Annotated in this window: 11 protein-coding genes and 1 tRNA gene; 7 read left to right on the forward strand and 5 right to left on the reverse strand. The window is 69.3% G+C overall.

What is annotated here, in order from left to right; genetic code table 11:
* Positions 1-141: 141 nt before the first annotated feature.
* The 3 genes from def (at position 142) to rsmB (ending at position 3176) form a co-directional block, all read left to right on the forward strand.
* Positions 142-654, forward strand: a complete 513-nt coding sequence (gene def / locus ACJQWM_RS00065; protein WP_332705356.1) for a peptide deformylase — start codon at positions 142-144, stop codon at positions 652-654.
* Positions 655-754: 100 nt separating this feature from the next.
* Entirely contained in the window at positions 755-1678 is a 924-nt protein-coding gene (gene fmt, locus ACJQWM_RS00070) for a methionyl-tRNA formyltransferase (RefSeq protein WP_332705353.1), read from the forward strand.
* Between the two features lie 190 nt (positions 1679-1868).
* On the forward strand, positions 1869-3176 hold the full coding sequence (gene rsmB, locus ACJQWM_RS00075; protein ID WP_332705350.1) for a 16S rRNA (cytosine(967)-C(5))-methyltransferase RsmB: 1308 nt from the start codon (positions 1869-1871) through the stop codon (positions 3174-3176).
* A gap of 99 nt (positions 3177-3275) precedes the next feature.
* On the opposite strand, the gene ACJQWM_RS00080 is transcribed toward rsmB, so the two are convergent.
* A complete protein-coding gene (locus ACJQWM_RS00080; protein ID WP_332705347.1) occupies positions 3276-4073 on the reverse strand; it encodes a glycosyltransferase family 2 protein in 798 nt (265 codons plus the stop codon).
* Between the two features lie 100 nt (positions 4074-4173).
* Here ACJQWM_RS00080 and ACJQWM_RS00085 point away from each other — a divergent pair, with 100 nt between their 5' ends.
* A complete protein-coding gene (locus ACJQWM_RS00085; RefSeq protein WP_332705344.1) occupies positions 4174-5010 on the forward strand; it encodes a glycosyltransferase family 2 protein in 837 nt (278 codons plus the stop codon).
* 68 nt (positions 5011-5078) lie between these two features.
* Here ACJQWM_RS00085 and ACJQWM_RS00090 read toward each other — a convergent pair whose 3' ends face one another.
* From ACJQWM_RS00090 to ACJQWM_RS00100, 3 genes are all read right to left on the reverse strand, one after another.
* A complete protein-coding gene (locus ACJQWM_RS00090; RefSeq protein ID WP_332705368.1) occupies positions 5079-6530 on the reverse strand; it encodes a PH domain-containing protein in 1452 nt (483 codons plus the stop codon).
* 94 nt (positions 6531-6624) lie between these two features.
* Positions 6625-7179 carry a PH domain-containing protein gene (locus tag ACJQWM_RS00095; protein WP_332705341.1) on the reverse strand — a complete coding sequence of 185 codons (555 nt, stop codon included), beginning with the start codon at positions 7177-7179 and terminating at the stop codon, positions 6625-6627.
* 126 nt (positions 7180-7305) lie between these two features.
* Positions 7306-8292 carry a lauroyl acyltransferase gene (locus tag ACJQWM_RS00100; protein WP_411306591.1) on the reverse strand — a complete coding sequence of 329 codons (987 nt, stop codon included), beginning with the start codon at positions 8290-8292 and terminating at the stop codon, positions 7306-7308.
* Positions 8293-8369: 77 nt separating this feature from the next.
* On the opposite strand from ACJQWM_RS00100, the gene dtd reads away from it, so the two are divergent.
* The 3 genes from dtd (at position 8370) to ACJQWM_RS00115 (ending at position 11098) form a co-directional block, all read left to right on the forward strand.
* A complete protein-coding gene (dtd, locus tag ACJQWM_RS00105; protein ID WP_332705336.1) occupies positions 8370-8810 on the forward strand; it encodes a D-aminoacyl-tRNA deacylase in 441 nt (146 codons plus the stop codon).
* A 129-nt stretch (positions 8811-8939) separates the two neighbouring features.
* Positions 8940-10817: an RNA polymerase sigma factor RpoD gene (rpoD, locus tag ACJQWM_RS00110; RefSeq protein WP_332705333.1), complete on the forward strand. Its 1878-nt coding sequence runs from the start codon at positions 8940-8942 to the stop codon at positions 10815-10817.
* 205 nt (positions 10818-11022) lie between these two features.
* Positions 11023-11098: transfer RNA gene (locus tag ACJQWM_RS00115), tRNA-Ile, on the forward strand.
* Between the two features lie 297 nt (positions 11099-11395).
* On the opposite strand, the gene ACJQWM_RS00120 is transcribed toward ACJQWM_RS00115, so the two are convergent.
* Positions 11396-11590, reverse strand: a complete 195-nt coding sequence (locus ACJQWM_RS00120) for a hypothetical protein (RefSeq protein WP_332705330.1) — start codon at positions 11588-11590, stop codon at positions 11396-11398.
* Between the last annotated feature and the right edge of the window lie 42 nt (positions 11591-11632).

The following is an 11632-nucleotide window of genomic DNA, read 5'->3' on the forward strand; positions in this document are numbered from 1 at the left end:
GTTGCAAGCCAGCCGGGCCGGCATCGGCGTTACAATAGGCCGGCCGCGTGCGGTTGTGACCGCCGCCCCATTTGCGGCACGTACGGGCACGCTGCAGCGGCCCCGACCGCACCCCTGGAACGCCCGACCCACCCGACCGCCATGGCCCTGTTACCGATCCTCGAGTTTCCCGACCCGCGCCTGCGCACCCAGGCGGTTGCGGTCGACCCTGCCGCGGTCACCGCGCCGGCGTTCCAGCAGCTGCTCGATGACATGTTGGAGACCATGTACGAGGCCCCCGGCATCGGCCTGGCCGCGAGCCAGGTCGACGTGCACCAGCGCTTCATGGTGATCGACGTGACCGAGGAGAAGACCCGTCCGCTGGTGTTCATCAACCCGCAGATCACCGCGCGCGAGGGCGAGCAGGTCTACCAGGAAGGCTGCCTGTCAGTGCCGGGCGTGTTCGCCGACGTCACCCGCGCCAGCCGGATCACGGTCCAGGCGATCGGCCGCGACGGCCAGCCGTTCGAACTCGATGCCGACGGCCTGCTGGCGGTGTGCATCCAGCACGAGATGGACCACCTGATCGGCAAGCTGTTCGTCGATTACCTCTCGCCGCTCAAGCGCGAGATGGTGCGCAAGAAGCTGGTGAAGGCGAAGCGCAACGCGGCGTGAGTCGGCGGCTGCTAAAGGGTTAACGGCGAACAGCGAACGGCCCCCGCCGTTGACGCTGCTTGTACCCTGTTCACCATTTCCTGTTTACCGTTCACCGCCTATGAAACTCGTGTTCGCCGGTACGCCGGACTTCGCCGTGCCGAGCCTGCGCGCGGCTGCGCAGCGCAACGAGGTCGTGGCGGTCTATACCCAGCCCGACCGCCCGGCGGGCCGCGGTCGTGGACTGACGCCATCGCCGGTCAAGCGCGCCGCGCTGGAGCTGGGCCTGCCGGTGCTGCAGCCGGACAACTTCAAGGGCGCCGAGGCGCGCGAGGCGCTGCAAGCGCTGCAGCCGGACCTGATGGTGGTGGTCGCCTATGGGCTGATCCTGCCGCAGGCGGTGCTCGATATCCCCACCCATGGCTGCTGGAACGTGCACGCCTCGCTGCTGCCGCGCTGGCGTGGCGCCGCGCCGGTCCAGCGTGCGATCCATGCCGGCGACCGCGAGACCGGGGTGTGCCTGATGCAGATGGAAAAGGGTCTGGACACCGGCCCGGTGCTGTTGTCGCAGGCGCTGGCGATCGGCGCCGAGGAGACCGGCGGCCAGTTGCACGACCGCCTCGCCGCGCTCGGCGCACAGACCCTGGCCGACGGCCTCGGGCTGCTGCGCGCCGGCTTGCGGCCGGTGGCGCAGCCACAGCCGACTACTGGAGTCACATACGCGCACAAGCTCGACAAGGCCGAGGCGCGGCTGGACTGGAACCGCCCGGCGGCCGAGCTGGCAAACACCGTGCGCGCGTTCAATCCGTGGCCGATGGCCGAAGCGCTGCTCGCCGGCGAGCGCGTTCGCCTGCACGACGCGGTCGCCCTGCCGCTGACGCAGCCAGCCACGCCCGGCACCGTGTTGGCGGCCGGACGCGACGGGATCGACATCGCCTGCGGCGAGGGCGCACTGCGCATCCGCGTGTTGCAGCGCGACGGCGGTCGGGCGATCACCGCCGCGGACTATTTCAATGGCCGCCGCGACCTGCAGGTGGGCGTTTAGAACCCTGTAGGAGCGCCCCATGGGCGCGAGCTCTTCGGCCCCGCAGATGCGGCAACCCTGCTTCTCGATCGCGCCCATGGGGCGCTTTTACATATTCGTCGGCGCCCGTAGGAGCGGCTTCAGCCGCGATCCCGAACCGGTGTGTGCACAGCCATCCGATCGCGGCTGAAGCCGCTCCTACACAGGCACAATGTCGCGCATGACTCCAGCTCCCGGCGCCCAAACGCGCGCAAGCGCCGCGCGCGTGCTCGATGCGGTACTGCACCAGGGCCGCTCGCTGAAGGCCGAGCTCGCCACCGCGTTGCCACAGGTCCCCGACCCGCGCGACCGCGCGCTGGTCGAGGCGATCTGCTTTGCGGTGCTGCGCCAGCCGGCGCGCTTCGAGGCCGCGCTCGCGGCCTGGATGCCGCGGCCGTTGCCGAAGAAGGACCGCGATCTCCGCGCGTTGCTGTTGGCCGGGTTCGCGCAGCTCGATCCGCTCGGGCTGCCGGCGCATGCCGCGGTCGCGGCGACGGTCGAGGCGGCGCGCGTGCTCGGCCACGTCCACCACGCCGGACTGGTCAACGCCCTGCTGCGCCGCGCCCAGCGTGAGGGCCTGCCGGCGGGCACCGCCCACGCCCACTGGCCCAAATGGCTGCGCCAGCAACTGCGGCGCGACTGGCCCGATGAAGAGGCCACGATCCTGGACGCCAGCGAGATCGCACCGCCGCTGTGGCTGCGGGTCAATCGCCGGCGCTCCACGCGCGAGCAGTACCGCGACCGGCTGCAGGCTGCGCATTTCGAGCCGGCGATCGACGAGGCCCTGCCCGATGCGCTGCGGCTGGAACACGGCGCGCCGGTGGCGAGCCTGCCCGGCTTCGCGGTCGGCGCAGTGTCGGTGCAGGACGGCGCCGCGCAGTTGGTCGCCGACGCGCTGGCCCCCGCGCCGGGCGCGCGCGTGCTCGATGCCTGCGTTGCACCGGGCGGCAAGGCCGCGCACCTGCTCGAACGCGATGCCACCCTGCAGCTGACCGCGATCGACGTCGATCCCAGGCGCCTGGCCAGCGTGCGCGCCGGCTTCACCCGTTTGGGCATCGGCCAGCACACCCGGTTCTTCGCGATGGACGCCGCCGACGTGCCGCGCTGGTGGGACGGCGTGCCGTTCGATGCGGTTTTGCTGGACGCGCCGTGTACCGCCACCGGCATCGTGCGCCGGCAGCCGGACGTGCTGCTGCGCCGGCGCGACTCCGACCTGATCGCGCTGGTCGCGGTGCAGGCAAGGCTGCTCGATGCGCTGTGGACGACGCTCGCGAGTGGCGGCGTGCTGTTGTACGCGACGTGCTCGATCCTCAAGGCCGAGAACCAAACCCAGATCGAGGCGTTCCTGGCGCGCACCCCCGATGCGGTCGCCGAACCGCTGGACGAACGCTTTGGCCGGATCAGCGGCCAGGGCCGGCAACGACTGCCCGGCGAGGACGGCATGGACGGGTTCTTCTACGCGCGGCTGCGCAAGACCTGAGCGCGACTGGCATGGCCTTGTAGGAGCGGGCCATGCCCGCGACCGACATGCGCAGGAAGGCAATCGCGGGCATGGCCCGCTCCTACCAATCGGCGCGCGCTATTCGCGGTGGTCTGCGTCTTGCCGCGCCTGCTGCTGCAGCAGCCATAGACGGATCGTCTTCTGCCGCGCGGTGTATGCGGTGACATACGCGTAGATCAGCCCCGGCCAGCCGTCGCGGAACCCGCCACGCAGCAGGTAGCCGCGCCAGAACCGCCACGCCGGTGCCAGCACCAGCTTGCCCAGCGTCGCGCGCTTCCCGCGCGCATGGGCGTGCTCGGCCATCATCTGCGAGTACTGCCGGCCCTTGGCGAGCTGGTGCTCGAACGAGCGGAACGGCAGGTGCAGCAGGTCACCGTGCAGAGTCGCGACCGCCCCATCGACGCTCGCGCTCTCGTGGATCTCGCGCTCGCCGCGCCAGCCGCCGCGGCGTCGGTCGAACAGCCGCAGCTTGCGGTCGGGATAGGCGTTGCCGTGGCGCAGGAAGCGGCCGAAGTACTGCGACAGCCGCGCGCAGCGGTAGCCGGCATGACCATCGAAGCCGCCGGCCCGCATCGACTCTATCGATGCGCGCAACTCCGGACTGACGCGCTCGTCGGCGTCCAGGCTCAGGATCCAGTCGTGCGAGGCCTGCTCGACCGCGAACTGCTTCTGGCTGCGGAAGCCGTCGAACGGCCGCACCACCACGCGCGCGCCGGCGGCTTCGGCGCGCGCGCGGGTGTCGTCGGTGGAGCCCGAATCCACCACCAGGATCTCATCGCAGAACGCCAGCGACGCCAGGCAGTCGTCGATCCGGTCGGCCTCGTTGTAGGTGATCACCGTGGCCGAGATCGGTGGACGGGCAGGGGCGTGGCTCATGCGGGCTCGGGCGGTGGCGGGCGGTCGCCGGTACACGGTTCAGCCGCGGGTGGCGTGGACACAGGGTAACCTTGCGACTGCCTCCACCGCAGCACCGCCCATGCCCCAGCCGCCTGTCGCCAGTGTCGTGTTCACCACCTACAACCAACCCGACTGGCTGGAGAAGGTGCTGATCGGATTTGGCGCGCAGGACCAGCACGATTTCGAGGTGCTGGTGGCCGACGATGGCAGCGGCGAGGACACCCGCGCGCGTGTGGAGGCCTTGCGGGCGCAACTGCCGGTGCCGGTGCGGCACCTGTGGCAGGCCGACGACGGCTTCCGCAAGTGCGAGGCGATGAACATGGCGATCGGCGCCAGCGCCTCGGACTACCTGATCTTCACCGATGGCGACTGCATCCCGCGCGCCGATTTCGTCTCCACCCACCTGCGCCTGCGCCAGCCCGGCCGGTTCCTGTCAGGCGGCTATCACAAGCTGCCGATGGACACGAGCCGCGCGATCACCGCCGAGGACATCCGCGCGCAACGCTGCTTCGACGCGCGCTGGCTGCGCGCACAAGGCCTGCGCAAGTCGCACCGCGACCTCAAGCTCACCGCGGGGCCGTTGACCAGCCGCGTGCTGGACCTGCTGAGCCCGGCGCGCGCGAGCTGGAACGGCCACAACGCCTCGGGCTGGAAACACGACATGCTCGCGATCAACGGTTTCGACGAGCGCATGCGCTACGGCGGCCAGGACCGCGAGTTCGGCGAGCGGCTGGAGAACGCCGGCATCCGCGGCAAGCGCATCCGCTACCGCGCGGTCGTGGTGCACCTGGACCACAAGCGCGGCTACGCGACGGCCGAGAGCATCGCGTTCAACCGCGCGCTGCGCGCCGACACGCGCAGCAGCGGCCGCAGCTGGACCGAGTTCGGGATCGAGAAAGCCGCCACGCCGCTGTAGAGCCGAGCTTGCTCGGCGGGCCGTTGCACCAGGACGAGCGCAGCCGAGCAAGCCCGGCTCTACGGTCATCACCAGCGCAGCGGTCGCCGCGCCAGTTCGCCTGACAAGCGCTCGTAGATCGCACGCGCCTGCTCATGCGGCACCAGGCGGATCCGCAGCGGCGGCGACATTGCGCCGGCGCCGGCCGTGTCGAGCCACAGCGTTGCGGTACCGCAGCGGCGGTCCAGCGGCGAGCGGGTGAGGTTCAGCGCCTGCAGCTTGTCGATCTCGGCAAAACGCCAGTGCCTGCGCCACCAGCCCTCGCGCACCGCGACCAGTTCCTCGCCCAGCGCATAGCCCGCGCGCCGCGCATGCTGGCGCGCTTTGTAGGCCGACCAGGGCAGCCACAGCAGAAGCAGCAGGCCCCAGGCGCCGAAGCGCCAACTCAGCGCCAGCGTGAACACCCCCAGCCACAGTGCGCCGGGTACGAACAGCCGCCAGAACGCCGCGCGCGGCAGCGGCTGCCATTCCAGCCGCGCCCAGCCGGCGTGCGGCAGCAGGTACCCGATCAACGCCTCGCATGCCGCCGGCGTGCCGATCGGCGCCAGCTCGCGCAGTGCGCGCTGCTGGTTCTGGTTTTCCGATACCGCGGTGTCGACCTCCAGGCTGCGCCGCTTGAACAGCCGGTGGATCACGCCCTCGCTCAGCGTCCAGGACTGGATCCGCCGGCGCGAGGCACTGGTGCGCCAGCGCGCGAGCAGCCCGCGTTCGACCGTCAGCCGCCGGCCGTGCTCGCTGAGCCTGAAGCCGTAATACTGCAGCAGCGCCAGCAGCACCGAGAACAGCCGCAGCGCGACCACGAACAGCGCGACCAGGCTGGTCGCGGCGATCGCGTACTCGGCCAGCTCGAACTCGCGCTGGTCGGCCCAGCCGAACATCGCGCCGCCCCATTGCTGGAACAGGTTCGGAATCAGGCGCGGGCTGAATTGCGACAGGCCGGCGAACACCGCGCCGACCACGATCAGGCCGCGGTTGGAGATCAGCCCGAGCTTCAACACCTCCAGCGGCGGCAATTCGAGCAGCGGCGCACTGTCGTCGGCGGCCGTGCTGTCGCCCATCGCCGCGGCATGCCCGCGCTGGCGCACCAGAGTTTCCAGCGCGAGCGCATCGGCCAGTTTCAGCACGCGCATCTCGGCCTCGGGCTTCTGCCCGCCGGCCGATTCCAGCCGCACCTCGGCGACGTTGAATACCCGGTGCAGCATCGACTGCTGCAGCGCGACGTTGTGGATGCGCGCGAACGGGATCACCCGCAGGCTGCGCTCCAGCAGGCCCTGCCGCACCACCAGCGCGTCGCCGACCACGCCGTAGCGGTAGGTGAAGTACTGCCACAGCGACAGCAGCACCAGCACGCCGATGCCGATCAGCGGCCACAGCTCGCTCCAGCCGTTGCCGTCGGAGCTGCCGCGGCCGAACACGAACAGCGCGACCAGCGGCACCACGAACTGCTTGAGCTGGGCGAGCAGTACGAACAGCCACGACATCGGATGCAGCCGGTGTTCGGCGTCGGCGGCGCTGACCTCCGGGGCCGCGCCCGCGCCGGTTGCGGCCGCGTCAGTCGTCGCCCCGGGGGTGGGCTCAGAACTCATCGTGGTCGATCTGGCGCGCGAGGCGGTCGCGCAGGTGCTCGGCGTCGTCGACATCCAGGTGCGGCACCGTCACCGCGCTGTGGCGAGTGCCGGCGGTGTGCACGATCAGGGTCGACAGCCGGCGCCGGCGTTGCCATGGCCCGCGCTTGATGTCGAGGTGCTGCACGCGCGTCGCCGGCACCCGGGTTTCCTGCCGCCACAGCTTGCCGCTGCGTACCGCCAGGCCGTCGCCGTCATGCGTCCACAGGGTGTAGTGGTAGCGCTTGGCGCCCCACCACAGGCCGAACGCCGCACCCAGCAGCAGCCCGAGCCCCGCGCCCAGCAGCATGCCCGAGCCGCCGATCGCAGCGTCCAGCGGCAGCGCGGGCGCCAGCAGCGGGAACACCACGCCGCCGCCGACCGCAAGCACGATGATCATCGGCGCGGCGGTACCGACCACGAACAGCGCGCGGGCACGCGCCGGCAAGGCTTGCCATTGCCGCGTTTCGGGCGCCGGTGCGTGCGGCAGCGGCTGTGGCAGTTCGGGTGGCAGGGCTTCAGTCATGGTCCGGGCCGTCCTTGTGGGAAATGGTCACGCGCTGCTGGCTGCATTGAAGCCTGGCTCCATTTGCAGCCTGGCGCCATCGAAGCGGGCCGCACACCGCGACATGCGGCGCGGGTGCGCGGCGGGTCAAGCGCGACGCCCGCGCGGATAGGGGTTGGGCTCCCCGGTCCCCGGTGGCCGCAGGGTAAAGCGTTTGTAGGTCCACTGGTATTGCGCCGGGTCGCGCCGGGCGATGCGTTCGACCGCGACGTTGAGCGCGGCCACGCGCAGCTGCGGGTCGGCCTCGGCGATCGCCGCCGGCGCCGGTTCGATATGCAGCGCGAAGCGCGGCGCCCCGCCGGCATCGTGGTGGATGCGCTCGCACCAGGCCAGCAGCACCGGTGCGCCGGTGCGCTCGGCGAGGCGGCCGAGCAGGGTCATGGTCAGCGCCTGCACGCCGAAAAATGGCGCGAACTCGCCGTCACCGGTTTTGGGCTGCTGGTCGGGCAGGATGCCGACCACGCCGCCGCCGCCGAGCTGCTTGAACAACTGGCGCACCGCCGGTCCCTCGGCACGGATCTGGGTGACGCGCGGGGCCGGCTCGGTCGCGTCGGCATCGGCGCGGACCCGCTTGAGGAACGCCTCGCCGATTGCCGACTCCGGCGGCCGATACAGGATCGCCAGCGGCGTGCGCGCGGCCAGCCACTGGTTCAGCAGCTCCCAGTTGCCGTAATGCGGCGCGGCGATGATGACGCCGCGACCGGCGCCGATCGCGGCATCCAGGTGCGCGGTGCCGTATTGCTCGACGATCAGTTGCAGGTTTTGCGCATGCGGCCGGGTCCACAGCCGCAGCGTTTCCAGCGCCTGGCGCGCGGTGGTGCGCAGGACCGCGCGATGCCACTGCTCGCGCTGGGCCGGCAGCAGCTCCGGATAGGCCAGCTCCAGGTTGCGCCGCGCGACCCGGCTCTCGCGCGCATCCACTCGCCGCCACAGCATCGCGAGGCCGTCGCCGAGCCGCATCAGCCAGCGCCACGGCAGGCGCGCCAGCAGCGCGGCAAGGACGTACAGCAGGTGGGCGGTCAGTCGGGCCATTGGCCGCAGTGTAGCGAGGCAGGTTCTGCTGCTACCGATCATCCAAGGGGCAGGCGTCGGGATGACACGGGCCGGGATTGCCCGGATGATCCTGGAGTCCCGAATCCCGAGTCGCCCAGATGCTCACTCTCATCCAGCGCGTCACCCAGGCCCAGGTCCGCGTCGATGGCGAAACCGTCGGCGCTATCGGCCCCGGCCTGCTCGGGCTGGTCGCGGTCGAGCCCAATGATGGCGAGACGCAGATCGCCCGCATGGCGCAACGCCTGCTGCGCTATCGGGTCTTCGCCGATGGTGCCGACCGCATGAACCTGGGGCTGGCCGATACCGGCGGCGGCCTGCTGCTGGTTAGCCAGTTCACCCTCGCCGCCGACACCTCCAGCGGCATGCGCCCGTCGTTCAGCACCGCGGCGCCGCCGGAGCTGGCTGAACCGGTTTTCAACCGGCTGGTGGAAAGTTGCCGGCAACAGCACGCCCCGGGGGTGGAAACCGGCCGTTTCGGTGCCCATATGGTGATCAGCCTGGTCAACGACGGCCCGGTGACGTTCCTGTTGCGGGCCTGAGGCGCCGCTCCCCCGTCGCCCGGCAATCCGAAAAAACCCTGCGATCGCAGGCGTTTCGGGCGCAGCCGGTGCAGGCTGGTATAATAAGCGGTTCCCTTATCGCCCATAACCAATTGGTGGCATAGCCCTATGGCCAACGAACGCCAGGCCCCTCAGTCCGACATCAAGCAGCTGATCAGCAAGGGCCTGGAGCAGGGCTACCTGACCTATGCCGAGGTCAACGATCACCTGCCCGATGACATCGTCGATCCCGAACAGATCGAAGACATCATCGGCATGATCAATGGCATGGGCATCGAAGTGCACGAAGTTGCGCCCGATGCCGAGACCCTGCTGCTGGCCGATGGCAGCACCGGCAATCGCGAGGTCGACGACACCGCGGCCGAGGAAGCCGCCGCCGCGCTCACCGGGCTGGACGCCGAAGGCGGCCGCACCACCGACCCGGTGCGCATGTACATGCGCGAGATGGGCACGGTCGAGCTGCTGACCCGCGAGGGCGAGATCGCCATCGCCAAGCGCATCGAGGAGGGCCTGAACCAGGTCCAGGCCTCGCTGGCGCTGTTCCCGGGCACGATCCAGCGCGTGCTGGCGGACTACGAGCTGCACAAGGCCGGCAAGAAGCGCCTGGCCGAATTGCTGGTCGGCTTCCTCGACCAGCTCGACGAGCCCGCCCCCGCGCCGGCCCCGGTGGCCGCCGCCGGCAACGGCAACGCTGCCGACGACAAGAACGGCGACGACAGCGACGACGACAGCGACGACGACAGCACCGACACCGCCGACGAAGGCCCCACCGGCCCCGATCCGGTCGAGGTCGCGGCGCGCTTCGACGCACTCGGCGCGTTCTACGCCAAGTTCGAGAAGGCCTACGCCAAGCACGGCCCCGACCACAAGTCGGTGGTCAAGCTGCGCGAGGACATGGCCGCGATCTTCGTCGACCTCAAGCTGCCGTTGCCGCTGACCGACGTGCTGGTGCGCAACCTGCGCGAAGTGGTCGCCTCGCTGAAGCGCCACGAGCGCCGCATCCTGGAGCTGTCCACGCGTGTGGCTAAGATGCCGCGCAAGGACTTCATCCGCTCCTGGGACGGCAACCAGACCAACCTGGAGTGGGTCGACGAGCTGCTCAAGCGCAAGCAGAAGTGGTCCTCCGGCCTGCGCGACGTCAAGGACAAGATCATCTCCGAGCAGGAGTCGACCATCGCCGAGGAATCGGCGATGCGCATCACCCTGGCCGATCTCAAGGAGATCAGCCGCACCATGGCCTACGGCGAGACCAAGGCGCGCAAGGCCAAGCGCGAGATGGTCGAGGCCAACCTGCGCCTGGTGATCTCCATCGCCAAGAAGTACACCAACCGCGGCCTGCAGTTCCTCGACCTGATCCAGGAGGGCAACATCGGCCTGATGAAGGCGGTCGACAAGTTTGAATACCGCCGCGGCTACAAGTTCTCGACCTACGCCACCTGGTGGATCCGCCAGGCGATCACGCGCTCGATCGCCGACCAGGCCCGCACCATCCGCATCCCGGTGCACATGATCGAGACGATCAACAAGCTCAACCGCATCAGCCGCCAGATGCTGCAGCAATACGGCCGCGAGGCGACGCCGGAAGAGTTGGCCAAAGAGATGGACATGCCCGAGGACAAGATCCGCAAGGTCATGAAAATCGCCAAGGAGCCGATCTCGATGGAAACCCCGATCGGCGACGACGAAGACTCGCACCTGGGCGACTTCATCGAGGACACCAACGTCGAATCGCCGGTCGAGGCCACCACCAACGTCAACCTGACCGAAACCGTGCGCGACGTGCTCGCCGGCCTGACCCCGCGCGAAGCCAAGGTGCTGCGCATGCGCTTTGGCATCGACATGAACACCGACCACACCCTGGAGGAGGTCGGCAAGCAGTTCGACGTGACCCGCGAGCGTATAAGGCAGATAGAGGCCAAGGCGCTGCGAAAGCTGCGTCATCCGAGCCGTTCCGAACAGCTGCGGAGCTTCCTCGAGATCGAGTAAGCCACCGCGTGATACACGCAACACTCGAAGCCCCGCCTCGCGCGGGGCTTCGTCGTATCGGTGGGCGCGTAGAGCCGAGCTTGCTCGGCTGCCTTTCTCCGCATCATCTCGCGGCGGTGCCCTTGCGTCGGTGCCCTTTCGCTTCGCTCACCACATCTGCGAACGCGCGTGGCGTGTGACGCGGCTACAATCGCACCGCTGCGACGGGCCTATAGCTCAATGGTTAGAGCGAAGGACTCATAATCCTCAGGTTCCAGGTTCGAGTCCTGGTGGGCCCACCAATGCAACGCAATCGTGCAGACGAATAGCACGAGATGATCGGCCGTAGAGGCCACAGAACTGACAACCCCTCGAAGTAGCTGCACGGTCAGTTCATCAATCCTGGCGCGCTCTATCGAAGCTTCCAAGGGTTTGCGCCCGTCCAATTTGACCCAAAGCGGTCTCTCGCTCGTGTGACCTGGACGTCAGCTGCGGGTTGTGCTGGACGGAGGCTCTGGGCTGGCATAGGTCCAAGAGCTGCGCACCTTATTGCCCACGCTGGCGGCCCAGCCTCGCATTGTCCGGGACCAGTTCGAGGCCTACTGCAAGGCAAGCCCTTTGATTCTGGCGTACATGGCGACGCCAACCACCAGCACCATGCCAATCTGGATGGCTTTGGCAATCCAGCGATTGCGCTCCCGGCGCGTCATCCGTCCGCAGGCGTCGCACTCGGTATCGCGTTTCAGTTGGGAGTAGCCGCAGTGGTCGCAGGCAACGGTTCGGCGGCTTGGCATGGCTACGGCTTTGATGAGCGAGGAACCAGTGTTGCTGCCGTT

This window comes from Novilysobacter longmucuonensis, assembly GCF_046600735.1.
GTDB lineage: Bacteria > Pseudomonadota > Gammaproteobacteria > Xanthomonadales > Xanthomonadaceae > Novilysobacter_A > Novilysobacter_A longmucuonensis.